Origin of the sequence: Streptomyces sp. NPDC002130 (genome assembly GCF_040296465.1) — a bacterium.
GTDB lineage: Bacteria > Actinomycetota > Actinomycetes > Streptomycetales > Streptomycetaceae > Streptomyces.
In genome coordinates this window covers 22,964-49,678 of the sequence record NZ_JBEOXI010000028.1, presented here as the reverse complement: position 1 = coordinate 49,678, position 26,715 = coordinate 22,964, and the positions used below count along the sequence as shown (strand labels likewise).

Sequence of the window (26,715 nt, the reverse complement as noted above, 5' to 3'; positions counted from 1 at the left end):
TGCCGCTGGACCGGCCGCGCCCCCGGGTGCGCTCGCTGCGCGGCGACACCGTCGTCCGGCGGCTCGCCCCCGAGGCCGCCGACGGGATCGGCGCGGCGGCGGGCACGGCGGGCGTGACACCCTTCGCGTACCTGCTGGCCGTGTTCCAGTCGCTGACCCACCGCTGGACCGGGCAGGACGACTTCCTGCTCGGGGTGCCCGCCTCCAGCCGCTCCGGCCGCGGTCAGCGGGACGTGATCGGCTGCTTCCTCAACACCATCCCGGTGCGAGCCGAGTTCGGGCCCGGCGTCACCTTCCGGGACGCCGCCGCGCAGGCCGGCGAGCGGATCATGCGGGGCATGCTGGGCGTGCGCTACCCGTGCGGCCTGGCCTTCCCGCAGGCCACCCTGTTCCGCGCCGCGCTGTTCCTGGTCCACATGGACCGCATGGAACCGCCGGTGCCCAACGTGCCGCCGGGACAGGCGGTCGGCCGTGCCATCCCGTACGCCGGTCTCGACATCGCCCTGATCGACGTGCCGCAGCAGGAGGGCCAGCTGGACCTGCTGCTGCGCATCGAGCAGACCCCCGAGGGCGTGACCGCGGTCTTCTCCTACGACACCGACGTCCTGGACCGGACGACCGTCGAGCGGTTCGCGGACGGCTACGAGCGGATGCTCACGGCCGCCGTACGGGACCCGGACGCCCGGATCACCGATGTCGAACTGGCCGCCGACGCCGACCTGGACGCCGTGCTCGCCCTCGGCTCCGGCGAGACCGGCGCCTTCGACGACTTCAACAGCTTCAACTCCTTCAACTCCTTCGATTCCTTCGAGAAGGCATGGGACCACCGATGACCACCACCACGATCGCGGTGATCGGCGCGGGCATCGGCGGGCTCACCGCCGCCGCTGCCCTGCACCGCCGCGGCATCGACGTCCACGTCTACGAGCGGGGCGACACCCTGCGCGAACAGGGCGTCGGCATGCACCTCGGCCCCAACGGCACCCGGCTGCTGACCCGCATGGGACTGACCGAACAGCTCGCCCGGAAGGCGGTGCGGCCCGAGGCGCTGGAGGTCCGCGCCTTCCACGACGGCTCCACGGTGGCGCGGCAGGAGATGGGCGCCGCCTGGGAGGAGCGATTCGGGGCCCCCTACCTGACGGTGCACCGCGGCGACCTGCACCGGATGCTGGCCTCGCTGCTGCCCGCCGAGCGGGTGCACACCGGGCGCGAGCTGACCGGCTACGAGGAGGGCGCCAAGGGCGTCACGCTCCGGTTCGCGGGGGGCACGGTCACCCGGGCCTCCGCTCTGATCGGCGCGGACGGCGTGCACTCCCTGGTCCGCCGTCGGCTGGCCGGCCCCGAGCGGCCCGTGTACTCCGGCAACTGCGCGCTGCGGGGTCTGGTGGACGCGGCCGAGCTGCCGGACCTCGACCCCGCGCAGATGTACATGTTCGCGGGCCCCGCCGGGCGCGTACTGCTCTATCCGGTCCGCGGCGGACGGCAGTTCACCTACGTCGCCGTCGCCCCTGCGCCCGAGGGACTCGACGAGTCCTGGACGAGCGCGGCCGGGCCCGCCGACCTCGACGCGACGCTGGCCGGATGGGCGCCGCAGGTGCGGGCCCTCGTCGGCGCGGCGCGGGAGGTGCGCCGCTGGGCGCTGTACGACCGGGCACCGCTGGAGCGGTGGAGCACCGCCCGCACCACGCTGCTCGGCGACGCGGCCCACCCGATGCTCCCGCACCACGGACAGGGAGCCAACCAGGCCATCGAGGACGGGGTGGCACTCGCGATCTGCCTCAAGGAGGAGGCATCAGGAGCCGCGGGCATCGCCGCCGCGCTCCGCCGCTATGAAGCGACCCGCCGGCCGCACACGACCCGTGTGCAGCTGGGTTCACGGGACGGACAGCCCACCACAACAGAGAAGAGGAACCCCTCCATGACCAACAACTCCGGCAACACCGACTCGAACAACAACCGCAACGTCAACAACCAGGCCGCCGATGTGGCGTGGATCCTCGCCAACGACGTCGAGGCCGACCTGAACGTCAACAACAACAACCTGCACAGCAACGCCGCCTGATCGCTCGCCGGCGAGAAGTCCACGGCAACCACGAGCCCCCGGCGCCCCTCGGCGCCGGGGGCTCGCCCCTGTCCACGGTGTCTCAGCGGAGCGTATAGGTGGCCGATAAACGCCCGATAGCGCTGCGTTCGACCATGGGCCACACCTCACCGTCCAGAAGGGACACCCCATGGCTGAACACATGAGCGACGAAAGCGTGTACCGCGTCGTGCTCAACGACGAGGAGCAGTACTCGATCTGGTGGGCCGACCGCGCCCTGCCCGCCGGCTGGCACGCCGAGGGCACCGAGGGCAGCCGAGAGGAGTGCCTGGAGCGCATCAACGCCCTGTGGACCGACATGCGCCCGCTGAGCCTGCGCCTGCGCATGGCCGAGGCCGGCGCCGGCAGCTGATCCGCACCGCCGATCCCGATGGAGGAGAGATCGTGAACGAGCCTGCGAAGTCGGGACGTGTCCCCGGCCATCTGCTGATACCCCCGCTGTTCCGCGCCCAGGCCGCCCGCACCCCGGACGCAGCCGCGGTCGTCCGCGCCGACGGCACCGCCGTCACCTATGCCGAACTGGCCGCGCTCGCCGACCGGTTCGCGGCCGGGCTGCGGTCGGCCGGGGTGCGTCCCGGCGACTTCGCCGGGGTGTGCCTGCGCCGCGGCCCGGAGCTGGTCGCCGCGTTCCTCGGCGTCTGGCTGGCAGGCGCCGCGTACGTGCCGCTGGACCCGCACCACCCGGCGGCCCGCCTGACGGCGGTCCTGGCGGACACCGGGGACCCGGTCGTCCTCGCCGAGCGGGCCACCGTGGACAGCCTGCCCGGCACCGTCCGCACGCTGACCGTCGAGGACATCCAGGGCATCGAGAGCGCCGGGGGCGAACTGCACCACGAGGGAGTGCAGTTCGCGGCCGACGCCGCCGACCGACCCGCCTACGTCCTGCACACCTCCGGCTCCACCGGCCGCCCCAAGGGCGTGCTCGTGCCGCACGGCGGAATCGCCAACCGGGTGCGCTGGCTGACGCACCGGCACGGGGTGGGCGCGGGCGACCGGATGCTGCTGAAGACGACCGTCGGCTTCGACGCCGCCGGGCTCGAACTGTTCGCCCCGCTGATCGCGGGCGGCGCCGTGGTGCTCGCCCCCGAAGGTGCCGAGCGCGACCCGGCCGCCCTGCTGCGGGCCGTAATCGACGGCGGCGTGACGATTCTGCAGGGCGTTCCGTCCGTCTACCGCCGCCTCGTCGAGGAGCCCGGCTGGGAACGCGCCGGCGCCCTGCGCCTCCTCTTCAGCGCCGGAGAGCCGCTCCACGCCGAGCTGTGCCGTGCCCTGCACGACCGGGCGCCCCGGGCGGAGATCTGGAACACCTACGGGCCCACCGAGGCGTCCGTCGACATCACCGAGCACCGCTGGGACCCGGCGCAGGACACCGGCGCCCTGCCGATCGGGCGGCCCATCGGCAACATGCGCGTTCTCGTCCTGGACCGGGCCGGGCGCCCGGTGCCCGTCGGCGTCCCCGGCGAACTGCACGCGGGCGGCGTCGGTCTCGCCCTCGGCTACCTCGGCCGCCCCGACCAGAGCGCCGAGCGCTTCGTGCCCGACCCGCACCGGGCGGGTGCCCGCCTCTACCGCACCGGCGACCGGGCGCGCTGGCGCGCCGACGGCGTCCTGGAGTACCTGGGCCGCCTGGACCACCAGGTCAAGGTCAACGGCGTCCGGATCGAGCCCGGCGAGGTCGAGGCCGCGCTCGCGGCCCACCCCTGGGTGCGGGCCGCCGTCGCCGCCGGCGTGCCCGACGGCCGCGGAGGACACCGGCTGGTCGCCTGGGTGCAGTCGCGCGGCGAGCCGCTCGGCGCGCAGGAGCTGCGCGCCTTCCTGCGCCACTCGCTGCCGGAGCCGCTGGTGCCGACCGCCTACGTGCCGGTCACCGAGTTCCCGCTCACCCCCAACGGCAAGATCGACCGGTCCGCGCTGCCCGACCCGGCGACCGCCGCCGCCGAGACCGCGCACATCCCGGTCCGCACCCCCGCCGAACGGGTCGTCGCCGAGGAGTGGACGAGGCTGACCGGCACCCCGGCCGCCGAGATCGGCGCCGACCACGACTTCTTCCAGCTCGGCGGGTCCTCGCTGATGCTGAACCGGCTCGCGGCCGGCCTGTCCCAAGCCGCCGGACGGCACATCCCGGCGACCGCCCTGCTGACCGCCACCACCGTGGAGCAGCAGGCCGCGCTGCTCACCGCCGGCCGGGCGGCGGACGACACCGCCGTGCCCCCGGCGCAGCGCTCCGTGACCCCGGTCGCCCGCGACCCGCACGGCCTGCCGCTGTCGCCCGGCCAGCAGAGCATGTGGCTGCTGGACCGGCTGCGCCCCGGCAGCGCCGAGTGGAACGCGCCGGTCTTCCTCACCCTGCCCGCCGAGTACGACGACACGGTCGTACGCGGGGCGCTCAGCGCGCTCGCCGCCCGCCACGAGATCCTGCGCACCCGCTACCTGCTGCGCGGCACCGAGCCGGTGCAACGCGCCGACCTGCCGGCCGAGTGGGACGTCCGCTTCGCCCGCGCCGACACCGCGGACGAGCTGAACGCGCTGGTGGCGGCCGAGTTCGCCGTCCCCTTCGACCTGGCGCGGGGGCCGGTGCGCCGGGCCCTCGCGGTGCGCGGCCGGGGCACCCTGACGCTGCTGCTGAGCATCCACCACATCGCCTGCGACGGCTGGACCTCCGTCGTCCTGGAGCGCGACCTCAAGGCGCTCGCCGAGGCCCTGCACACCGGCACCGACGCACACCTGCCCGCTCTGCCCGTCCAGTACGCCGACCACGCCGTCCACCGGCGCGCCCGGCTGACCGACACCTTCCTCAAGTCCGAACTCGCCCACTGGAAGGACACCCTGGACGGCATCACGCCGGTCGACCTGCCCGCCGACCGGCCCCGCCCGGCCACCCGGGACGCGGCCGGCGCCGCGCACGTCTTCACCGTGCCGGCCCCGCTCGCCGAGCAGGTCGCCGCGCTCGGCCGCAGCTGCGGGGCCACCTTGCAGCAGACCCTGCTGACCGCGTTCGCCGCGCTGGTGGCCCGGTTCAGCGGCAGCTGGGACGTCCCGGTCGGGGTGCCGGTCGCCGGACGGCACGGCGACGAGGTCGCCGAGGTGGCGGGCTACTTCCTCAACACGCTGGTGCTGCGCTGCGACGCGCCTGCCGGTACACCGTTCAGGCAGGCGCTGGTCCGGGTCCGCGACACCGCCCGTACGGCCTTCGCCCACCAGGAGCTGCCGTTCGACCGGCTGGTGGCGGAGCTGGACGACACCCGCGACCCCGCACGCACCCCGCTCTACCAGGTGATGTTCGACGTCCACGAGGAGGGCCGCACCGGCACCGCGGTCGACGCCGGTGACGTGGCCGCCTTCCGCGGGGCCTGGCGCACCGCCCGCACCGACCTGACCTTCGTGCTCCAGCGCCGCCCCGACGGCTCGCTGCTCGGCCTCGCCGAGTACGCCACCGCCCTGTTCGACGCGGCCACCGTCGAGCGGCTGGCCGACTGCTGGATCCGGCTGCTGGAGTCGGTCACCGCCGACCCGGACCGCCGGCTGGCCGACGTCGACCTGCTGCCCCCGCCGCTCCGCGCCGAGCTGCTCGGCCGCGGTCCGGGCCGGCCGGAGCCCGGCACGGTCACCGGACCCGAGCAGACCGTCGACGCGGCCATCGCCGCGGCGGCCCGGCGCGCGCCGCAGGACACCGCGGTCGTGTGCGGCGGCGAGAGGTGGACGTACGAGCGGCTGGAGCGCCGCGCCGAGGCCTTCGCCGCCCGGCTGCGGGACGCGGGCGCCGGCGAGGGCTCGGTGGTCGCCGTCCTGCTCGGCCGCACCCCCGACCTGGTCGCCGCGTTCCTCGGCGCCTGGCGGGCGGGCGCCGCCTACGTGCCGCTGGACCCGGCCGCCCCGGACGAGCGCACCGCGCACGTCCTGGCGGACGCGGCGGCGACGGTCCTGGTCACCGACGGCACGTACGCCGCCCGGTTCACGGGCCGCTTCGACGGCCGGGTGGTGGACGTGGGCACGGTCGTGGAGACCACGCGGACCGCCGCCGCGTCCGCGCAGCCCGTCCCGGCGGCCCCCGACGACCCATCCCGCCTCGCCTACCTCATGTACACCTCGGGCTCCACCGGACGGCCCAAGGGCGTCGCCGTCGAGCACGGCTCGCTGCTCACCATGCTGCGCGCCTCCCAGGCCCATCTGGACTTCGGCCAGGGCCCGGACGACGCCTGGCTGGCACTGGCCCAGGTCACCTTCGACATCTCCTGCACCGAACTGTTCATGCCGCTGATGGCCGGGGGCCGGCTGGTGCTCGCCCGGGAACAGGAGCAACGCGACCACGCCGCCCAGCTGCGGCTGATCGACGAACACGAGGTCAGCCACCTCCAGGTGGCCCCGACGCACTGGCAGCTGCTGCTGGACGCGGGGCTCGGCCGCCGCCCGATCGTCGGCCAGACCGGCGGCGAACCCTGCCCGCCCGCGCTGGCCCGCGAACTCTCGCGCCGCCTGATGCGGTTCATCAACGAGTACGGGCTGACCGAGACCACCATCGCCGCCACCCGCTGGGACGCCGACGACACCGCCACCGGTGTGCCCGTCGGCCGCCCCTACCCGCACGTGACGGCGTACGTCCTCGACGACCGTCTCCAGCCCGTGCCGTACGGCGTCACCGGCGAACTGTGCGTCGGCGGCGACGGACTCGCCCGCGGCTACCACGGCCGCCCCGGCCTGACCGCCGCCGCCTTCGTGCCCGACCCGTACGGTCCCGCCGGGGCGCGGCTGTACCGCACCGGCGACCGGGCCCGGATGCGGCCCGACGGCACCCTGGAGTTCGCGGGCCGCGCCGACGGCCAGGTCAAGATCCGCGGTCGCAGGGTGGAGACCGGCGAGGTGCAGGGCGTCCTCGTCGAGCACCCGGCCGTCGCCCAGGCGTACGTCACCGTGCACGGCTCCGGTCCCGAGGCCGCCCTGGTCGGCTACTGGACGCCCGCCCCGGACGCCGGGCCGGTCACCGACGGCGAACTGCTCGACCACTGCGCCCGCCGGCTGCCCGACTACATGCTGCCCGCCTTGCTGGTGGGCCTGGAACGGCTGCCGCTGACCCGGCACAACAAGGTCGACACCACCGCGCTGCCCGTGCCCGACCTGGCCGGCGCGCTCGCCGACGAGCCGTACAGCGCGCCCGAGGGACCGGTCGAGGAGGCCCTCGCCGCGATCTGGTCCGAGGTGCTGTTCGGCGACGGCGCCGCCCGGCCGGTCGGCGCCCGCCAGGGCTTCTTCCGCATCGGCGGCAACTCGGTCCGTGCGGCCCGCGTGATCGCCCGCGTCCAGGAGGAGTTCGACGTCGAACTGCCGCTGAGCGCCGTCTTCGAGCGGCCAACCGTGCGGGGCCTCGCCACCGCCGTGGAAGAGGCCGTACGCGCCGAGATCGAATCGCTCACCGAGGCCGAACTGGCCCTCGCCCACCGGGAGTACCAGCCGTGACCGCACCCACCGCACCGAACCGGGAAGAGCTGGCGGCCGAACTGCTGCGCCGCCGGCTGGCCGCCCGCGCCGGAGGCCGCCGCGCGGTCCCGGCCGGAATACCCCGCGCCGACCGCTCGGAACCCCTCGTCCTCTCCGCCGGACAGCGCAGCCTGTGGTTCCTGCACCAGCTCGACCCGGACAGCCCCGAGTACCTGCTGCCGATGGTGTACCGGCTGCGCGGCGCCCTCGACACGGGCGCCCTGCGCCGCGCCTTCGACACGCTGGCCGCCCGCCACGAGATCCTGCGCACCCGGTACGTCCTCGACGGCACCGAACCCCGCCAGGTGATCGACCCGGCCGGCCCGGCGGACTTCGCCGTCGTCCAGGGCGGCGACGGCGACGGTCACGCCGACGCCGACGCCGACGCCGACGGCCGCGCCGTCGCCTTCGCGGAGGAACAGGCGGCCCGGCCCATCGACCTCGCGGCGCAGCAGCCGCTGCGCGTACGGCTGCTGCGGCTCGCCGCGGACGACCACGTGCTGGTCGCGGTGGTGCACCACATCGCCTGTGACGCGATGACCAGACCGCTGCTGCTGTCCGAGCTCTCGGCCCTGTACACCGCCGCCGTCGAGGGCCGCGACCCGGCGGGTGCGCTGCCCGAGCCGACCATCCAGTACGCCGACTACGCGGCGTGGCTCACCGAGCGGAACGGCTCACCGGCCGCGGCCGCCGACCTGGCCTGGTGGCGGGAGCGGCTGGCCGGGCTCACCCCGCTCGGGCTGCCCACCGACCGGCCCCGGCCCGCCGTCCGCGACGGCGCCGGCGCCATGACGCGCTTCGAGGTGCCCGCACCGGTCGCCCAGAGCCTGCGCGAACTCGCCCGCGACGAGGGTGCCACCGCTTTCATGGTCCTGCTCGGTGCCTGGCAGCTGCTGCTCGGCCGCTACGCCGGCACCACCGACGTGTGCGTCGGCACCGCCTCCTCCGGCCGTACCCGGCCCGAGCTGCGCCGGATGGCCGGCTACGCCTACAACACCCTGGCGCTGCGCGCCGCCTGGCGGCCCGGGACGCCGTTCCGCCGCTTCCTCGCCGACAGCCGTACCGCCGTGCCGGCCGCCTTCGACCACCAGGGCACCCCCTTCGACCGGATCGCCGACGAGGTGGAGCCGGAGCGGGACCTGTCCACCACCCCCGTCTTCCAGGTCATGTTCGACCTCGTCTCCGGCGAGGGCGGCCCCGAGGGCCCCGAGCTGCCCGGCGTGACCGTCGCGCCCGTACCGGCCGAGAGCCGCGTCTCGCGCTTCGACCTCACCCTGCACCTGGCCGAACGGCCGGACGGCACCCTCCACGGCAGCCTGGAGTACGCCACCGCGCTCTTCGACGCGGCCACCGCCGAGCGGATCACCCGCCACTACCGGACCCTGCTCGCGGCGATCGCCCGGGCCCCCGGCACCCCGGTCGCCGACCTCGACGTCCTGGACGCCGCCGAGCGCGCCCTGCTCCTCGACGGCCCGGCCGCCCCCGTGGGCACCGACCGCCCGCTCGAACTCGCCGCCCTGCGCCCGGTCTTCGAGACGATCGCCGCCCAGATGGCGGCCACCCCGGACGCGCCCGCACTGCGGCACGCCGGCACCACCGTGACCTACGCCGAACTCGACGCCCGGGCCGACCGGTTCGCCCGCCGCCTCACCGAGCTGGGCGCCGGTCCCGAGGCCGTCGTCGCCGTCCTCCTCGACCGCGGCCCCGACCTGGTCGCCGCGTTGCTGGGCATCTGGCGGGCGGGCGCCGCCTACCTCCCGGTCGACCCGGCCCACCCGGACGACCGCGTCGCCCACATGCTGACGGAGACCGCGACCGCCCTGGCCGTCACCGAGACCCGGTACACCGGCCGTCTGACCGGCGTCCGCACGGTCGTCGTCGACGACCCGGCCGAACGGGCCGCGCTGGAGACGGCCGACGCCGAGCTGCCCACCGCCCACGACCTCGACCGGCTCGCCTACGTCATCTACACCTCCGGCTCCACCGGGCGCCCCAAGGGCGTCCTGATCAGCCACCGCGGCCTCGCCAATTATCTGGGCTGGACGGTCCAGGCGTACGCGAGCGCGGGCACCGGGGGAGCGCCGCTGTTCTCCTCCATCGCCTTCGACCTGGGCGTGCCCGACCTGTACACGCCGCTGATGACCGGGCAGCCGGTGCACCTGCTGCCGCAGGACTTCGACACCGCCGACCTCGGCGGCCTGCTCGCGGCAGGAGGACCGTACGCCTTCATCAAGCTCACCCCCGGCCACCTCAACCTGCTGGTGGAGCAGTTGAGCCCGGACCAGGTGCGCGGCCTGGCCGGACTCGTCATCGCCGCCGGTGACTCCTTCACCGCCCGGCTCGCCGAACGGTGGGCGACGGCGGCGGGTGAGGGCGGCACCCGGCTGGCCGCCGAGTACGGGCCCACCGAGATCACCGTCGGCAACTCCGCCTATTTCCTCGAAGGACCGGTCGCCACCGAGCTGGTCCCCATCGGCCGGGCCGTCCCGCACACCACGATGTACGTCCTGGACGACCGGCTGCGCCCGCTTCCCACCGGCGTCCCCGGCGAGGTGTGGATCGGCGGCACCGGACTGGCACGCGGGTACGCCGGCCGGCCCGACCTGACCGCCGAGCGGTTCGTGCCCGACCCCTACGGCCCGCCCGGCAGCCGCCTCTACCGCTCCGGCGACCTGGCCCGGGTGCTGCCCGACGGCAACCTCGACTTCCTCGCCCGCGTCGACCACCAGGTCAAACTGCGCGGCTACCGCATCGAGTTGGGAGAGATAGAGACCGCGCTCACCGCGCACCCGGCCGTCGCCGAGGCCGTCGCGATCGTCCGCGAGGACACCCCCGGCGACAAGCAGCTCGTCGCCTACCTCGTACCGGCACCCGGCACCGGCGCCGACGACCTCGGCCCGGCCGGAATGCGCGCACACCTCGGCACGTCCCTGCCGCCGTACATGCTGCCCTCCGCCTACCTGACCCTGGACGCGCTGCCGCTGACCGGCAACGGCAAGCTCGACCGCCGCGCGCTGCCCGCGCCCGGCCGCGCCGCCACGGCCGTCGGCGCCCACGTCGAGGCCCGCACCGACGCCGAGCGGGCCATGGCCGCCGTATGGGCGCGGGTGCTCGGCCTGGACACCGTCGGGGTGCGCGACAACTTCTTCGACCTGGGCGGCGATTCGCTGCGCGCGGTCGGACTGGTCGGGGCGCTGCGCGCGGCCGGCTGGGAGACCAGCGTCCGCGACGTCTTCGAGCACCGGACCGTCGAACGCCTGGCCACGGCCGTTGCCCGCAGCGGCGCCCCGGCCGCCGACGCGCCCCGGACCGTCGCCCGGTTCGCGCTGATCGACGCCGCCGACCGGGCGGAGCTGCCCGCCGACGTCACCGACGCCTACCCGGTCTCGCGCATCCAGGCCGGGATGCTCGTCGAGATGCACGGCGGCAGCGGCGAGAACCGCTACCACAACATCACCTCCTTCCGGATCCGCGACGAACTCCCCTTCGATCCGGCCGCGTTCCAGCGGGCCGCCGACCTGATCGTCGAGCGGCACGAGGTGATGCGCACCTCCTTCGCCCTGGCCGGGTACTCCCAGCCGCTCCAGCTGGTGCACGCCGCCGCCCGCATGCCCGTCGTCCACGAGGACCTGCGCCACCTCCCCGAGGACGCCCGGCAGAAGGCGCTGTGGGACTTCGCCGACCGGGACCGGGCCGAGCTGTTCGACCTGACCCGGGCACCGCTGATGCGGATGGCCGTGCACCTCCTGGACGACGAGAGCTGGTGGCTGTCGATCACCGAGTGCCACCCCGTCATCGAGGGCTGGAGCTACCACTCCCAGCTGATGGAGATGCTCCGCGCCTACCGCGCCCTGCGCACCGGCGGCGAGCCCGCCCCCGCGCCGCCCGCGCCCGCCGTCCGCTACGCCGACTTCATCGCCGGTGAGCTGCGCGCCCTCGACGACCCGGCCGACCAGGAGTTCTGGCGCGGGATCGTCGAGGGACACGACAAGTTCACCGTGCCGCCCGGCTGGGCGGGCGACCCCGCGGGACCCGACGAGCGCTATCGCATCGACCTGCCGCTGACCGACCTGGAACCCGGCCTGCGCGCCCTGGCGACCGCCGCCGAGGTGCCGTACAAGAGCGTGCTGCACGCCGCGCACAGCAAGGTGCTGTCGCTGCTGACCCGCTCCGCCGCCTTCCGCGGCGGCATGGTCGCCGACGCCCGGCCCGAGGAGGCCGGCGCCGAGACCGTCTCCGGCATGTACCTCAACTCGGTGCCCTTCCCCTACGAGCGGACCGCCCGCACCTGGGGCGAACTGGCCCGGCAGGTCTTCGCGCACGAGGTCGCGCTGTGGCCGCACCGCCGCTACCCGATGCCCGCGATGCGGGTGCCCGGCGGCGAGGCCCACCTGATCGACGTGCTCTTCCACTACCTGGACTTCCACCAGGTCGACACCGAGCTGATCGACATCATGGCCAGTCGCGACGACAGCCCCAACGAGTTCCCCCTCGTCGTCGGCACCCCCGTCCGCGGCCACCTCTCCCTCGCCTCCCGCACCCGCACCCTCTCCCGGTCCGCCGCCGACCGGCTGGCCGGGCTGTACCGCGCGGTGCTCACCGAGATGGCCCGCGCGGGCGCCGACGGCGACAGCACCGGCGCCTTCCCCGACCGGTACGAAAGCGCCCGCCTCAAGGCGCCCGCCCTGCCCCACCCCGAGACCCCCGCCGACGTCCTCGGCGCCTTCGAGGCGCAGGCCGCCCGCACCCCGGCGGCCACCGCCCTGCACGGAGAGGACTTCCGCCTCACTTACGGCGAGCTCGACGCCCGCGCCAACCGGATCGCCCGCCGGCTGCTCGCCCTCGGCGCCGGCGCCGAGACCCGGGTGGCGGTGCTGCTCGACCGCGGCCCGGACCTCGTCGCCGCCCTGCTCGGCGTGTGGAAGGCGGGCGCCGTGCAGGTGCCCCTCGACCCGTGCGCGCCGGACGCCCGGCTCGCCGGGACCGCGCCGCGGATCGCCGTCACCCAGCGCTCGTACCTCTTCCGGCTGCCCCTCGCGGACGTACTGCTCGCCGAGGACGCCGCCCACGAGGGCGACGGCTCGCCGCTCGGCCTGCGGCACGACCCGGACCGGCTCGCCTACGTCCTGCACACCTCCGGCTCCACCGGCACCCCCAAGGCCGTCGAGGTCTCCCACCGGGCCCTCGCGCACTACCTCGACTGGGCCGTACGGCAGTACACCGAGGCCGGCCGCGGCGGAGCGCCCTGGTTCACCCCGGCCGGCTTCGACCTCGGGATGCCCGCGCTGTACGCGCCGCTGATGACCGGGCAGCCGGTACGGGTGCTGCCGCAGAAGTACGGCACCGCCGAGTTCGGGCCGCTGCTGCTGCGCGGCGCGCCGTACGCGTTCGTCGGCCTGACCCCGGGCCATCTGACGCTGCTGGAACACCAGCTGACCGACCGGGAACTGGCCGGGCTGGCCGCACTCGCGGTCTGCGCCGGGGACGCCTACCCCACCGCGCAGGCCGACCGGGTCGCCGCCCGGATCCGCGCCGGCGGCGGGGGCATGGCCCTCGGCGCCGAGTACGGGCCCACCGAGGCCACCGTCGCCGCCACCTACGGCCCCGTGCGCGCCCGGTCCGCGCGGGCCCTGGTCCCGCTCGGCGCCCCGCTGCCCGGCGTCCTGGTCCGCGTGCTCGACGCGGAGCTGCGGCCCGTGCCCGACGGCGTCACCGGCGAGGTGTTCCTCGGCGGCGACGGACTCGCCCGCGGCTACGGCGGCCGTCCCGACCTGACCGCGCTCGCCTTCCGGCCCGACCCGTACGGACTGCCCGGCAGCCGCCTCTACCGCACCGGCGACCTGGCCCGGCGACTGCCGGGCGGGCTGCTGGAGTTCGCGGGCCGCACCGACAGCCAGGTCAAGATCCGCGGCCACCGGGTGGAGCCAGGCGAGGCCGAGGCCGCCCTCACCGCCGACCCGGCCGTACGGGAAGCGCTGGTCACGGCCGTCCCGGCCGCCGACGGCGGGAAGCGGCTCGCCGCCTGGGTGGTGCCCGCCGAGGGCCGCACCCTCGAGGTCGCCGCGCTCCGGGACCGGCTGCGCGCCCTCCTGCCCGCCGCGCTCGTCCCGGCCACCGTCGAGGTCGTCGCCGCCCTGCCGCTCACCCCCCACGGCAAACGCGACCGGGCCGCCGTCGTGGCCCGCGAGGCGACCGGCGCGGGCGCGGCACCGTACGCGGCACCGCGCACCGCCACCGAACGGCGGCTCGCCGCGGTCTGGGCCGAGGTGCTCGGCCTCGAACGGGTCGGCGTCGACGACGACTTCCGCGAACTGGGCGGCGACTCGCTGCTCATGCCGCCGCTGCTGGTCGCCGCCCGCCGCGCGGGCCTCGCCCTCGACCTGGCCACGGCCCTGCGCCACCACACCGTCGCGCGGCTCGCCGCCGCCCTGGACCACTCCGCAACCAGCTAGGGAAGGCTGATCCATGGAAGTCCCCCGGGACGTGCGCCACGTGCGCCACCTCATCTCCGTCGACGACCTCACCGACCACGAACTGCACCGCGTCGTCGCACGCGGCGCAGCGTTCTCCGCCGGCCTCGCCGACCCGGTCCGCCCGCTGGACGGCCGGGTCACCGGGGTCTACTTCGCCAAGACCTCCACCCGCACCCGGACCGCCTTCTCCTCCGGCGCGCTGCGCCTGGGCGCCTCCCTCGTCTCCTACGGGCCCGGCGACCTCCAGCTCAACACCGGCGAGACCACCGAGGACACCGGCCGGGTGCTGTCCGGCATGCTCGACGTGCTGGTGGCCCGCACCGCGGGACCGGAGGAGGAACTGCGCGGCTGGGCGAGCCAGCACCGGATGGCCGTCGTCAACGCCATGAGCGCCGAGGAGCACCCCACCCAGGCGCTGACCGACCTGACCACCCTGCTGCGGCACTTCGGCCGCATCGACGGCCTGCGCGTCCTCTACGCAGGCGAGGGCAACAACACCGCGGCCGCCCTCGCCCTGGCCCTCGGCCGCTACCCCGGCGTCCACCTCGACCTGCGCACTCCGCCCGGCTACGGGCTCACCGCGTCCGTCGCCGCGCGGACCGCGGCCCACGCCGCCCGCAGCGGCGCCCGGATCACCGAGCGGCACGACATGGCCGCCCTCGCGGGGGCGTACGACGTCATCTACACCACCCGCTGGCAGACCACCGGCACCAGCAAGCCGGACGCGGACTGGCGGAAGATCTTCGCGCCGTTCCAGGTCGGCCCGTGGCTGTGGGACGGCTCGCCCCGCGCCGTCTTCATGCACGACCTGCCGGCCCACCGCGGCGAGGAGGTCACGGCGGACGTCCTGGACGGCCCGGCGAGCATCGCCTTCGCGCAGGCCACCAACAAGATGCACAGCGCGATGGCGGTCCTGGAGCACGTGTGCGCCCCGCTGACGGCCCGAGTTCCCGAGATCGCTGCCGTCCGGTGAGCGGCGGCACGCGTCCGGCCACGGACCCCTCGGAAGTGCCGTGGCTGATGACGGAAGAGACGCGCGACGGGAGCGAGAGCGGGGTGGGTACGGTCACCGAGGCGTCCGAGCCGGCACCGGGGACCGCACCGGAGCCGGCGCCCGACGGGTCCGCGCCCCACCTGCCGCTGCGCCGCAACCGGGACTTCACCCTGCTGTGGGGCGGCGCCGGGCTGTCGCTGCTGGCCGGGCGGGCGACCGCCGTGGCGTATCCGCTGACCGTGCTGTGGGCCACCGGATCGCCCGGGGACGCCGGACTGGTCGGCACCGCGCTGCTGCTGCCCATGCTGCTGATGCAGCTGCCGGGCGGGGTGCTCGTCGACCGCTACGATCGGCGGCGCATCATGATCGGCGCCGGGCTCGGGCAGGCCCTGATCGCCGTCGCGGTGACCGCGCTGCTGCTCAGCGGACGCACCTGGCTGTGGGCGCTGCTGGTCGCCGCGTTCGCCGAGGGCACCCTCGGGGTGCTGCACCAGCTCGCCGAACGGGCGGCCGTGCCGGCCGTCGTCCCACGCGAACAGCTGCCCGCCGCGCTCACCGGCAACGAGGCCCGCACCCGCGGTGCCGCCATCGCCGGGCAGCCGCTCGGCAGCGGACTCGTCGCGCTCGGCGCCTCGCTGCCCTACGCGGCCGCCGCCGTCAGCCAACTCGCCGCCGTCATCTGCCTGTTCGGGGTGCGAGGCAAACTCCAGCAGAAACGCACCGGACCGCCGGCCCGGCTCGGCACCGAGATCCGCGAGGGCCTGGTGTGGATGTGGCGGCAGCCCTTCCTGCGGGCCGTGATGACCGCCGTCGCCGTCACCAACGTCCTCTTCCAGGGCCTCAACCTGGCCGTGATGGCGGGCATCCAGGAACGGCACGGCACCCCCTTCGAAGTCGGCCTGGTGCTCTCGCTCAGCGGCGCCGGCGGGCTCGTCGGCGCGATCACCGGCGGCTGGTGGAGCACCCGGTTCCCGCTGCGCACCCTGGTCCTGGGCGGACTGCTCGCCTGGACCGCCTTCATGGTGCCGGTGGCCGCCGCCTTGAACACCCCAGTCCTGCTCGGCGCCCTGTTCGCGGCGAGCGGCTACGTCGGCGGCGTCTTCAACGTCGCCGGCGGGGTCCTGCTCGTCCGGGCCGCGCCCGACCAGCTGCGCGGTCGCGCCAACTCCCTGGCGAACCTGGTGGGATCGGGCGCCATGGCGGCCGGGCCGGTCGCCGCCGGCTTCCTCCTGGAGTCCACGGGCGCACTGCACACCGCCCTCGCCCTCAGTGCCGTGATGGCGCTCACGGCACTGGTGGCGCTGGCCTCGCCCGGCCTCCGCAAGGCGCCGTTCCCCGAGCCGGAATCCTTCGCCGACGGTCCCGGGAACACCTCCCGGAAGCGTCCCTGAGACCCGCCCGGAAACCGGCCCTGACCTGCCGTTTTCCGGTATAGGTCGCCGATAGGGCCGTACGCGAGAGTCGTAGCACGCAAAGCAACTGGGCCACCGGCCCGCATCCCCGCCCGAAACACCCCGTGAATCCGCCCCTTCCGCCCCATGTAAGGAGAACGCGCATGACGCTCAACACCCTGGACCGCAGGAGTGCGCTGCGGGCCGCCCTCGGCGTCGCCGGAGCAGCCGCCACGGCGTCTCTCATCGGCGCCACGCCCGCCGAGGCCCACGGCCGCCGACGCAGGCCCTCCCTGCCGGAGGTCCCGGGCATGGTCGGCGACCGCTGGGCGAACGAGTTCTGGTACCAGTACGACGAGATGTCGTACTACACCCCGTCCCAGGAGATGTCGGACGCGGTCTACGCCATCGTCGAGCCGTTCGGCGGCTTCACCAAGACCTACGACGCCTGGGTCGAGACCCGCAAGAGCGGCCGCTACCCGCGCAGCTTCGTGGAGCTGATCAAGCCGAACAAGGCCGCCTTCGAGGTCATCTCGCGCGAACAGATCAAGGTCTACGACCAGTTCTACGGCCGCGACCCGCGCGGACTGCTCTTCGCCTTCCAGGAGTACGGCCAGGGCACGCTGTTCGACCCGCGCCGCCCGGACGGCCAGAAGGTCCACATGATGAACTACACGCCGCCGTCGCCCACCCACGCCTACCACCGCTGGCACCCGTTCCTGGCCGGCTTCGCGCTCCTCGGCATCAAGCCGCACTACTGGACCCACATCAACCGGCTCGTCGGCGTCGCCTGGGAGCTGCAGTCGCTGGCCCAGCCGATCACGGACCGCAACGACAACCCGCACCTGCCGAAGCGCACCGTCCGCCGCGTCACCGCCAAGTGGATGTGCCGCGACCGCGCCGAGCTGGACAAGGCCTTCGACGTCTGGCCCTTCCCGGTCGACCTCGGCAAGTAGCGGCAAGCAGCGGCATACACAGACACAACCGGGCAGGGGCGCCCTCCGCGGCGCCCCCACCGGCCCCCGTCTCGACCCGGCTCAGCCCCGTCCCAGCGCAGGAGGCACGCTCACCATGCAGGACACTGCCCGCTCCCTCGGATCCTCTCCCCGTATCGGCGTCTGGCTGGTCGGCGCCCGAGGCTCGGTCGCGACCACCGCCGTCGCGGGCGTGGCCGCCATCGCAGCGGGCCTCGCCTCCGCCACCGGATGCGTCACCGAGTCCTCCGACTTCGCAGGCGCCGGCCTGCCGGACCTCGCCGACCTCGTCTTCGGCGGCCACGACGTCGTCGACGTGCCGCTGACGGTGAGGGCGGGCGAACTGGCCCACGCGGGCGTCCTGCCCGCCCCTCTCGTCGCCGCGGTGCGACCCGCCCTGGAGGCGGCCGACGCCGCGATACGCGACGGCTCGCCGCTGCCCGACGAGCCCCAGTACACCACCGCGCGCCGCCTCGCGGCCGACATCGACGACTTCCGCACGCGGCACGGCCTGGAGCAGGTCGTCGTCGTCAACGTCTGCTCCACCGAGCCGCTGCCCGAGCCCGACCCCGCCTTCCTCGACCTCGCCGACCTCGACAAGGCCCTCGCCGCCAGCACCGGCCTGCTGCCGCCCAGCTCCCTGTACGCCTACGCCGCCTTCCACGCCGGCTGCGCCTACGTCAACTTCACCCCCTCCGCCGGTGCCGCGCTGCCCGCCCTGGAGGAACTCGCGCGGCTGCACGGGGTCCCGCACGCGGGCCGCGACGGCAAGACCGGCGAGACGCTGGTCAAGAGCGCCCTGGCGCCGATGTTCACGCAGCGCGCGCTCCGGCTGCGCTCCTGGTCCGGCACCAACCTGCTCGGCGGTGGCGACGGTGCCACCCTCGCCGACCCCGCCGCCGCGCGCAGCAAGACCGAGTCCAAGCAGCGCGCCCTGGAGGAGACCGTCGGACACGCCGTCGAAGGCGTCGTGCACATCGACAACGTGCCGGAGCTGGGGGAGTGGAAGACCGCCTGGGACCACATCACCTTCGAGGGGTTCCTCGGCGTGCGCATGACCCTCCAGTTCACCTGGCAGGGCTGCGACTCGGCGCTGGCGGCGCCGCTCGTCCTCGACCTGGTCCGGCTCGCCGCGCTGGCCCGCCGCCGCGGGGAGAGCGGGGCGCTGCCCGCGCTCGGCTTCTTCTTCAAGGACCCGGCGGCCTCCGCTGAGCACAACCTGACCCTGCAGTACGGAGCCCTGACCCAGTGGGCGGCCACCTCCGCCGAGCCGGCGCGCCGGTCCGAGGTGGCGCGATGACCACCACGACCGCTCCGCCGCCGGCCGCCGACGCGTCCGGCGCCCCGGCACCCCGGCAGCCGGGTCCCCGCCGTCGTACCCTGCGGGAACTGACCCGCGGCGCCCGCGACACGCTCACGGCGTGCCGCGCGGCGGCCCGGGCGGCGGCGACGGCGTTCCGGACGGCGCGGGAGACCCCCTCCGGTCCGCCCCGCTCCCGGTACGACACCGGGTACCGGCCCCGTTCCGTCGCGGTCCGGCAGCACGCCACCGCGGTCGCCGAGCTGGTGCGGGCGCCCGCCGCGCTCACCGTGCCCGGCGACGTCCTGGCCGGCGCGCTCAGCGCAGGCCGCCCGGTGGGCGGGCGAACCCTGCTCCTGGCCGCCTCCTCCGTCAGCCTGTACTGGGCCGGCATGGCTCTCAACGACTGGGCCGACCGCGAGGAGGACGCCCGCGAACGCCCCGAACGACCGGTGCCGTCCGGGCGGATCAGCGCCGGGGCCGCCCTGGGCATCGCCGGCGGGCTCACCGCCGCGGGCCTCGGCCTGGGCGCGCTCGCCGGTGGCCGCCGCGTCCTGCTGCGCCGGACCCTGCCGCTCGCGGCCACCGTGTGGGCGTACGACCTCGGCCTGAAGCACACCCCGCTGGGACCCGTCGCGATGGCGGCGGCCCGTGCCCTCGACGTGTTGCACGGCACCGGCCCCTCGCCGGCCGGTCCCGCGCTGCGCGCCGCGGCCACGGTCGGCGCCCACACCTGGGCGCTGACCCGGCTCAGCCGGCACGAGGTGAACGGCACGGCGGGCCGCGAGCCCCTGCTGTCCCTGGCGGCGACGGCGGCGGTGACCCTGGCGGCGACGGCCGGCACCTTACGAGTTCCCGGGCGTCGGCTTCCGAACTCGGCGTCCACTGCGGCGCGGCAGGCGTCGAGCGGCCCGCCGGCCATCACGTCCGCCGTGGCGCGTCACCTCGTCGGCTCCGCTGCGCGCTCCGGCCTCGGCACCGGCACCGACGTGCCAGGGCTGCCCGGCCGCTCCATCGCCGTGACCGTCCTGACCGCCACCGTCTACGCGGTGACCTGCGCCCGCGTCCAGTGGGCCGCCCTGCGCGACCCGGACGCCGCGCGGACCCGGGCCGCGGTCGGCGCCGGCATCCACGCCCTCCTGCCCCTCCAGGCCGCCCTCGTCTCGCGCACCGGCTCTCCGAACCTCGCCGCCCTGCTCGCCGCGGTCCTCCCCCAGGCGGCCCGCCTCGCCAGGAAGGTGTCCCCGACATGACAGCCCCCCAGGGCCACGGGCCCGGCACCCACCCGGCACAGGCGGAGCCCCTCCGCTTCGCCTACGGCACCAACGGCTTCGCCGATCACCGGCTCACCGACGCCCTCGCGGTCCTCGCCGACCTCGGGTACGACGGCGTCTCGCTCACCCTCGACCACCAGCACCTCGACCCGTACGCTCCTGGCCTGGCGGCCCGCGTCCGGGACGCGGGGCGGGCGATCCGGCGGGCCGGGCTGGCCGTGGTCGTGGAGACCGGGGCGCGCTATCTGCTCGACCCGATGCGCAAGCACCGGCCGACGCTGCTGAGCGCCGAGCCCGAGGGGCGGGCCGCCCGGCAGGAGCTGCTGCGGCGAGCGATCGTCATCGGGGCCGAACTGGGCGCCGAGGCCGTGCACTTCTGGAGCGGCACGCCCGACCCCGGCACCACCCGGGACGAGGCGTGGCGGCGGCTGGAGGAGGGCTGTGCGACGGCTCTCACCGACGCCGAGCGGGCCGGGGTCCGGCTCGCGTTCGAGCCGGAGCCGGGCATGCTCGTCGCCGACCTGGCCGGGTACCGCAGGCTGTGGCGGGCACTGGGCGCACCGGACCGGCTGGGGCTGACCCTGGACATCGGGCACTGCCGGTGCCTGGAGCCGTACCCGGAGCCTCGGTGCGTCGAGCTGGCAGCCGACTCGCTGGCCCACGTGCAGATCGAGGACATGCGGCGGGGCGTGCACGAGCACCTGCCGTTCGGGGCGGGGGAGATCGACTTCCCGCCGGTCCTCGACGCGCTGCGCGCGGCCCGCTACCGCGGCCTGGTCTCCGTGGAACTGCCCCGGCACAGCCACGCCGCGACCGCGACGGCCCGCCACAGCATCGAGTTCCTGCGCGCCGCGGCGGCCCGAACCGCCGTACCCGCGCCCCGCACTCCGCGTGCGCCCGCACACCTCTCGAAGGAGGTCACACCGACATGACCGCACCCACACTGACGCAGGCGCCCGGGGCCGTCCACGACGCCCTGACCGTGCGCACGCTGAAGGAGTCCCTGCTCTCCGTCCTCTCCGCGGACCAGCGGAACCGTTTCGTCCGGGACACCGCCGCCGTCGCCGAACAGGGCGCCGCCGCCCTGGACACCCGCTTCCCCGCGGCCGGCCGGTACTACGGACGCGGCCCGCTGCCCGGCTGGGCCGGCTGGAGCGTGGAGGACGGCATCCGTACCGTCCTGCTGCTGCGGCTGCCGGCGCAGGGCGGCGACCTGGCCGCGGAGGCGGCCGCCCGCTACCACGGCGGCGACGCCGCCGAGCGCCGGGGCGTCCTGCGCGCCCTGCCGTTCCTGCGCATCGGCGCCGCCGGCCTGGCCCTCACCGACGACGCACTGCGCACCAACGACACCCGGCTGATCTCGGCCGCGCTCGGCCCGTACGCGCGCGTCCACCTGGACCAGTACCGCTGGCGCCAGGCAGTACTGAAGTGCCTGTTCACCGGGATCCCGCTGCACCGGGTCGCAGGGCTGCACGAACGCCGTGACGCCGAACTCGCCCGCATGGCACAGGGGTTCGCCGCCGAACGGCGCGCCGCCGGCCGGACCGTACCGGCCGACCTGTGGCTCGTCGCGACGCAGGAAGCCGCGTCCGCCGCCGCGGACCGAGCCCCGTACGACGCCTGACCCCACCCACCCCGAGCGGAAGCCACGGCCATGCGCATCTTCGATCCCCACATCCACATGACGTCCCGTACGACGGACGACTACAAGGCGATGCACGCCGCGGGCGTCCGGGCCCTGGTGGAGCCCGCGTTCTGGCTCGGCCAGCCCCGCACCCACCCGGCGAGCTTCACCGACTACTTCGACTCGCTGCTGGGCTGGGAGCCCTACCGGGCCGCCCAGTTCGGCATCCGCCACTACTGCACGATCGGCCTGAACCCCAAGGAGGCCAACGACCCGCGCTGCCTGCCGGTCCTCGACCTGCTGCCGCGCTACCTCGCCAAGGACGGTGTGGTCGCGGTCGGCGAGATCGGCTACGACACCGTCACCGACGCGGAGGAACTCGCCTTCTCCCGGCAGCTGGAACTCGCCGCGGAGCACGGCCTGCCCGCCCTGGTGCACACCCCGCACCGCGACAAGGCGGGCGGCACCCGGCGTTCCCTGGACGTGGTCCGCGCCTCCGGCATCGACCCGGCCCTGGTCGTCCTGGACCACCTCAACGAGATCACCGTCGGCGAGGTCGCCGACAGCGGCTGCTGGATGGGCTTCTCCATCTACCCCGACACCAAGATGACCGCCGAGCGCATGGTCGCCGTCCTGAAACGGTTCGGCACCGAGCGCGTGCTCGTCAACTCGGCGGCCGACTGGGGCCACAGCGACCCGTTGCTGACGCGTGCCACCGCCGATGCGATGCTCGCCGCGGGCTTCGACGAGGACGACGTGGACCGGGTCCTGTGGCGCAACCCCGTCAGCTTCTACGGGCAGTCGGGCCGGCTGGACCTCGACGGATACAACGAGACCCAGGCCGCCGGCCTGTTCGCCGGCAACTCCGTCGCACGCGGCGGGAGCTGAGGATCCTCATGCGCTTCCGACACCCCGACGGCAGCACCGTCCACCTGGCGTACTGCACCAATGTGCACCCCGCCGAGACCCTCGACGGCATCGTCGGCCAGCTCGCCGCCTACGCCGAACCGGTGCGCGTCGCCGCCGGTGCCCGGCTGATCGGCATCGGCCTGTGGCTGCCCGCCGAGACGGCCGGCGCGCTCGCCGCCGACCCGGCCGGCGTGGCCCGGCTGCGCCGCGAGCTGAGCACCCGCGGCCTGGAGACGGTCACCCTCAACGGCTTTCCCTACCGCGGCTTCCACGCTCCCGTCGTCAAACGGGCCGTGTACTACCCGGACTGGTCGGAACCGGCCCGCCTGGAGTACACGCTGAACCTGGCCCGGGTACTCGCCGGACTGCTGCCCGACGGCACTTCACGCGGCTCGATCTCCACCCTGCCGCTGGCCTGGCGCACCGTGTGGACCTCGGCGCAGCGCGCCACCGCGGCCAGGCAACTGGACGCGCTCGCTGAGGGGTTGAAGCAGATCGCCGCCGATACCGGCAAGACCGTACGGGTCGGCATCGAACCGGAGCCCGGCTGCGTGGCGGAGACCACCGAGCAGGCCGTCGACGTGCTGGCCGGCACCGACCCGCAGTGGATCGGCGTCTGCCTCGACGCCTGCCACCTCGCCGTCGCCCACGAGGAACCGGCCGCCGCGCTGGCCCGGCTGCGCGAGGCGGGCATCCCGGTGGTCAAGCTCCAGGCCTCCACCGCGCTGGAGGTCCCCGACCCCGCCCAGGACTCCGTACGCGAGGTGCTCGCACCCTTCGCGGAGCGGCGGTTCCTGCACCAGACCAGGGAGGCGGGCCCGGGCGGGGCGCTGCTGGCCTGCGACGACCTCGGGGGCGCGCTCGCCGGCGCGCTGCCGGGCCGGGCGCCCTGGCGCATCCACTACCACGTGCCCCTGCACCAGGAGCCCCCGCCGCCGCTGGCCGGCACCCGCGAGGTGCTGCGTGAGACCCTGCGGACGCTGTTCGCGGGGGAGCGGGCGGTCACCGACCACGTCGAGGTGGAGACCTACACCTGGTCCGTGCTGCCCGGCCACCACGACGACGCCCTCGTGACCGGACTGGCCGCCGAACTGACGTGGATGCGCGACGAGTTGCTGGCCCTGGGGCTCACGCAGGTGACGTCGTGACCGGCGACCGGACGGGCCGGCAGGTCGCCGTACTGTGCACGGTCGGCCTGACCCGGCGGCTGCTCGACGAGATGCCGCACGTGCGCGCGGTCGGCGAACAGGGCTTCACCGCCCGCCTGGACACCGTCTTCCCGGCCGTCACCGCGACCGTGCAGGCCACCCTGACCACGGGGGCGCTGCCGCGCGAGCACGGGGCGGTGGCCAACGGCTGGTACCACCGCGACCAGGGCGAGGTCATGATGTGGCGCCAGCACAACGGGCTGGTGCACGGCGAGAAGGTCTGGCAGGCGGCCCGCCGCCGCGACCCGGAGCACTCCACCGCCTACCTGTGCTGGTGGTGGGCGATGGGCGCCGACGTCGACACCGTCCTCACCCCCCGCCCCGTCTACCACCACGACGGCCGCAAGTCCCCGGACTGCTACACCGTCCCGGCCTCCCTGCGCGACGAACTCACCGTCGCACAGGGCGACTTCCCGCTCTTCCAGTACTGGGGCCCGACCGCGTCGATCGCCTCCACGCGCTGGGTCGCGGGCGCCGCCCGGTACGTCGTCGACCGCCGCCGCCCCGACCTCACCTTCGTCTACGTCCCGCACCTCGACTACGACCTCCAGCGGTACGGCCCCGACAGCCCGCAGGCCGTCCGCGCCGCCCGGGAGACCGACGCGGCCCTCGCCCCGCTCCTCGCCGATCTGCGGGAGCGCGGCACGACGGTGGTCGCGCTGAGCGAGTACGGCATCACCGCGGTGAGCCGGCCCGTCGACATCAACCGGGCTCTGCGCCGCGAGGGACTGCTCTCGGTGTACACCCAGCGCGGCATGGAGTACCTCGACCCGCACACCTCGCGGGCGTTCGCCGTCGCCGACCACCAGGCCGCGCACGTCTACGTGGCCGACCCCGCCGACGTTCCGCGGGTGCGGGACGTGCTGAAGGCACTGGACGGTGTCGACGAGATCTGGGACCGCACCCAGCAGGCCGACCACGGCATCGACCACCCCAACTCCGGGGAGCTGGTGGCGGTCTCGGAACCGGACGCCTGGTTCACCTACTACTACTGGCTCGACGACGCCCGCGCACCCGACTTCGCGCGCGGCGTCGACATCCACCGCAAGCCGGGCTACGACCCCGCCGAGCTCTTCTTCGACCCGTCGATCCCGGCGGTGAGGGCGAAGGCGGCACTGACCGTGCTGCGGAAGAAGGCCGGGATGCGCGCACCGCTGACCGTGGTGCCACTCGATCCCGGGCTGGTCAGGGGCAGCCACGGACGGCTGCCCTCGGACGACCGGGACGGGCCGCTGCTGCTGTGCTCCGACCCGGTCCAGGAACGGGACCGCTACCACGCCACCGAGGTGAAGGATCTCCTCCTGCGCCTCAACGGACTGGCCTGAGACCGGCCGTGACGAGAAGAGAGGAGGAGAGATGGCATCGCTATCGGCCCCGGCCGCCGCGCACATCGATCACGCGGCGGACATCAGCGACGTGTACGTGCCGGAGACGGCACGCGCGGTGGTGGCGCGGCTGGGGGAGAACGGTGCGGCACACGTGTGGTGGTGGCCGCTGAACCAGGCCGTGGACCCGGTCGACTTCGCGCTGCTGGACGAGGCGGAACGGGCCCGTGCCCGCCGCTTCCACGCGGCGCGGGACGCGGCGGCCTTCACGACCACCCGGGCCGGCGCGCGCCGGGCGGTGGCGGAACTGCTGGGCGTGGCCCCGCAGTCCGTCCGCTTCGGCCGGCGCATCTGCCCCGGCTGCGGCGACGCCGAACACGGTCCGCCCGCGGTCGTCCGGCCGCCCGTCCCGCTCGCGGTCAGCCTGTCCCGCACCACCGGCTGCGGTGTGCTGGCGGTCCGGGCGGGCAACTGGGTGGGCGTCGACGTGGAGGCGTACCGCACGGTGGAGTCCGCGGCACTGGCGGAACTGGTCCTCACGCCGAACGAACGAGAACAGGTCTTTTCCTTCGCCGAGGGCCCGGAACGCACCAGAACCTTCCACCGGGCCTGGACCCGGAAGGAGGCGGTCGTCAAGGCGGTCGGCCTGGGCCTGATGGGCATGCCGCTGAACACCCTGGACGTGAACCCGTCCGCGGACGGCCCGCTGACCGTGCGCCACGTGCACCGCGAGCGCACCACGACCTGGCACGTCGAGGACCTGCACCTGCCGGGTCCCTGGTCGGCCTCCCTGTCCCGCCCGTCCGCCGGCCCGCTGGGCCCGGTCCACGTCCATCCGCCCGCCTGACCCCCGTATCGACCCGTCGGTACGGCCCGCCCCGGGGAGCGTCCCCCGGCTCCCGGGGCACCACGGTTCCCGGCCCCCGGCCCTCCCCGGCGGAGGCCGGGAACCGTCCCGGTCGGCATCCCCGCGAGGGAGAAACGATGACCCACACCATCGGCACCGGCACCCCGGTCCTGACCCCGCCCCCCGAACCCCCGCCGGCCCGCAAGGGCCCCCCGCACACCCCGTCCCCCGGCGCCGCTCTGATCGGCGGCGGACTCGCCGCGGCCGGTGCCGCCCTGCTGACCGGCGTACTCGCCGCGGGCGCCCTGCGCGACTTCCTGGACCGGATGGCCGGCGTCGTCGCCCTGGTCGCCCTGTCCGCGGCCGTCGTGCTCGGCCTGGCCACCGCCCTGCGCGGACTGCTGCCGCCCCCGGTCCGCACGCACGCGCAGCGCCTGCACCGCGCGCTCGGCGCGGTGGGCGTCGGCGCGCTGCTGACCCACATCGGCGTGAAGGTGGCGGGCGGCCGGGTGGACGCCGCGGCCGCCGCGCTCGGCTGGGGCAGCGGCGACGCCCTGGTCGGCCTGGGCACCCTCGCCTGCCACCTCTTCCTGCTCGCCCTCGCCACCGGCATCTGGCGCGGCATCTTCGCGCGACGCCGCTGGATCCGCCCGTTCCGCTTCCTCCACGGAGCCTCCTACGCCGCCTGGGCCGCCGCCATGATCCACGGCCTCACAGCGGGCCGGCCCCCGGCCCTCTGGGTGGTGGCCGCCTACACGACAAGCGCCGCGGCAGTGACAGCAACGCTGATCCTGCGCTGGACCCGACGCCGCACCTGACGGGA

The 26,715-nt window shown here is 75.1% G+C and carries 17 protein-coding genes; all 17 read left to right on the top strand.

Annotated elements, in window-relative coordinates:
- A partial coding sequence (locus ABT116_RS07900) for a condensation domain-containing protein (RefSeq protein ID WP_351629420.1) occupies nt 1–833 on the top strand: 833 nt, incomplete at its 5' end.
- Complete coding sequence (locus ABT116_RS07895; protein WP_351629417.1) at nt 830–2,062, top strand: FAD-dependent monooxygenase; 1,233 nt, start codon at nt 830–832, stop codon at nt 2,060–2,062. The genes ABT116_RS07900 and ABT116_RS07895, both read left to right, overlap by 4 nt.
- A 181-nt stretch (nt 2,063–2,243) precedes the next feature.
- Nucleotides 2,244–2,453 (top strand): MbtH family protein, encoded by a 210-nt coding sequence (locus ABT116_RS07890; protein WP_502983838.1) that lies wholly within the window; start codon nt 2,244–2,246, stop codon nt 2,451–2,453.
- Nucleotides 2,454–2,485: 32 nt separating this feature from the next.
- On the top strand, nt 2,486–7,552 hold the full coding sequence (locus ABT116_RS07885; protein WP_351629412.1) for a non-ribosomal peptide synthetase: 5,067 nt from the start codon (nt 2,486–2,488) through the stop codon (nt 7,550–7,552).
- Nucleotides 7,549–14,025: a non-ribosomal peptide synthetase gene (locus ABT116_RS07880; RefSeq protein ID WP_351629405.1), complete on the top strand. Its 6,477-nt coding sequence runs from the start codon at nt 7,549–7,551 to the stop codon at nt 14,023–14,025. The genes ABT116_RS07885 and ABT116_RS07880 overlap by 4 nt, the downstream gene beginning before the upstream one ends.
- Nucleotides 14,026–14,038: 13 nt before the next feature.
- Complete coding sequence (locus ABT116_RS07875) at nt 14,039–15,019, top strand: ornithine carbamoyltransferase (RefSeq protein ID WP_351629402.1); 981 nt, start codon at nt 14,039–14,041, stop codon at nt 15,017–15,019.
- 47 nt (nt 15,020–15,066) lie between these two features.
- The gene (locus ABT116_RS07870; protein WP_351629399.1) at nt 15,067–16,431 is read left to right on the top strand and encodes an MFS transporter; all 1,365 of its coding nucleotides are present in this window, start codon (nt 15,067–15,069) and stop codon (nt 16,429–16,431) included.
- Between the two features lie 164 nt (nt 16,432–16,595).
- Nucleotides 16,596–17,387, top strand: a complete 792-nt coding sequence (locus ABT116_RS07865; protein WP_351629396.1) for a Tat pathway signal sequence domain protein — start codon at nt 16,596–16,598, stop codon at nt 17,385–17,387.
- 115 nt (nt 17,388–17,502) lie between these two features.
- Nucleotides 17,503–18,705, top strand: a complete 1,203-nt coding sequence (locus tag ABT116_RS07860; RefSeq protein ID WP_351629393.1) for an inositol-3-phosphate synthase — start codon at nt 17,503–17,505, stop codon at nt 18,703–18,705.
- Nucleotides 18,702–19,958: an SCO3242 family prenyltransferase gene (locus tag ABT116_RS07855; protein WP_351629391.1), complete on the top strand. Its 1,257-nt coding sequence runs from the start codon at nt 18,702–18,704 to the stop codon at nt 19,956–19,958. Before ABT116_RS07860 ends, ABT116_RS07855 begins: the two co-directional genes overlap by 4 nt.
- Nucleotides 19,955–20,911, top strand: a complete 957-nt coding sequence (locus ABT116_RS07850) for a sugar phosphate isomerase/epimerase family protein (protein WP_351629389.1) — start codon at nt 19,955–19,957, stop codon at nt 20,909–20,911. The genes ABT116_RS07855 and ABT116_RS07850 overlap by 4 nt, the downstream gene beginning before the upstream one ends.
- Nucleotides 20,908–21,603 carry an EboA domain-containing protein gene (locus ABT116_RS07845; RefSeq protein ID WP_351629387.1) on the top strand — a complete coding sequence of 232 codons (696 nt, stop codon included), beginning with the start codon at nt 20,908–20,910 and terminating at the stop codon, nt 21,601–21,603. Before ABT116_RS07850 ends, ABT116_RS07845 begins: the two co-directional genes overlap by 4 nt.
- Before the next feature lie 30 nt (nt 21,604–21,633).
- Nucleotides 21,634–22,491, top strand: a complete 858-nt coding sequence (locus ABT116_RS07840; RefSeq protein WP_351629384.1) for a TatD family hydrolase — start codon at nt 21,634–21,636, stop codon at nt 22,489–22,491.
- Nucleotides 22,492–22,499: 8 nt separating this feature from the next.
- Nucleotides 22,500–23,660, top strand: a complete 1,161-nt coding sequence (gene eboE / locus ABT116_RS07835) for a metabolite traffic protein EboE (RefSeq protein ID WP_351629382.1) — start codon at nt 22,500–22,502, stop codon at nt 23,658–23,660.
- Nucleotides 23,657–25,045, top strand: a complete 1,389-nt coding sequence (locus ABT116_RS07830; RefSeq protein ID WP_351629379.1) for an alkaline phosphatase family protein — start codon at nt 23,657–23,659, stop codon at nt 25,043–25,045. Before eboE ends, ABT116_RS07830 begins: the two co-directional genes overlap by 4 nt.
- 31 nt (nt 25,046–25,076) lie before the next feature.
- On the top strand, nt 25,077–25,892 hold the full coding sequence (locus tag ABT116_RS07825; RefSeq protein ID WP_351629377.1) for a 4'-phosphopantetheinyl transferase family protein: 816 nt from the start codon (nt 25,077–25,079) through the stop codon (nt 25,890–25,892).
- 137 nt (nt 25,893–26,029) lie between these two features.
- Nucleotides 26,030–26,710 carry a ferric reductase-like transmembrane domain-containing protein gene (locus ABT116_RS07820; protein ID WP_351629374.1) on the top strand — a complete coding sequence of 227 codons (681 nt, stop codon included), beginning with the start codon at nt 26,030–26,032 and terminating at the stop codon, nt 26,708–26,710.
- The last annotated feature ends 5 nt before the right edge of the window (nt 26,711–26,715 follow it).

Coding starts and splice junctions, on each gene's coding strand:
- ABT116_RS07895 (WP_351629417.1), top strand. CDS start 830: ATGACCACCACCACGATCGCGGTGATCGGCGCGGGCATCGGCGGGCTC.
- ABT116_RS07890 (WP_502983838.1), top strand. CDS start 2,244: ATGAGCGACGAAAGCGTGTACCGCGTCGTGCTCAACGACGAGGAGCAG.
- ABT116_RS07875 (WP_351629402.1), top strand. CDS start 14,039: ATGGAAGTCCCCCGGGACGTGCGCCACGTGCGCCACCTCATCTCCGTC.
- ABT116_RS07870 (WP_351629399.1), top strand. CDS start 15,067: ATGACGGAAGAGACGCGCGACGGGAGCGAGAGCGGGGTGGGTACGGTC.
- ABT116_RS07865 (WP_351629396.1), top strand. CDS start 16,596: ATGACGCTCAACACCCTGGACCGCAGGAGTGCGCTGCGGGCCGCCCTC.
- ABT116_RS07860 (WP_351629393.1), top strand. CDS start 17,503: ATGCAGGACACTGCCCGCTCCCTCGGATCCTCTCCCCGTATCGGCGTC.
- ABT116_RS07855 (WP_351629391.1), top strand. CDS start 18,702: ATGACCACCACGACCGCTCCGCCGCCGGCCGCCGACGCGTCCGGCGCC.
- ABT116_RS07850 (WP_351629389.1), top strand. CDS start 19,955: ATGACAGCCCCCCAGGGCCACGGGCCCGGCACCCACCCGGCACAGGCG.
- ABT116_RS07845 (WP_351629387.1), top strand. CDS start 20,908: ATGACCGCACCCACACTGACGCAGGCGCCCGGGGCCGTCCACGACGCC.
- ABT116_RS07840 (WP_351629384.1), top strand. CDS start 21,634: ATGCGCATCTTCGATCCCCACATCCACATGACGTCCCGTACGACGGAC.
- eboE (WP_351629382.1), top strand. CDS start 22,500: ATGCGCTTCCGACACCCCGACGGCAGCACCGTCCACCTGGCGTACTGC.
- ABT116_RS07825 (WP_351629377.1), top strand. CDS start 25,077: ATGGCATCGCTATCGGCCCCGGCCGCCGCGCACATCGATCACGCGGCG.
- ABT116_RS07820 (WP_351629374.1), top strand. CDS start 26,030: ATGACCCACACCATCGGCACCGGCACCCCGGTCCTGACCCCGCCCCCC.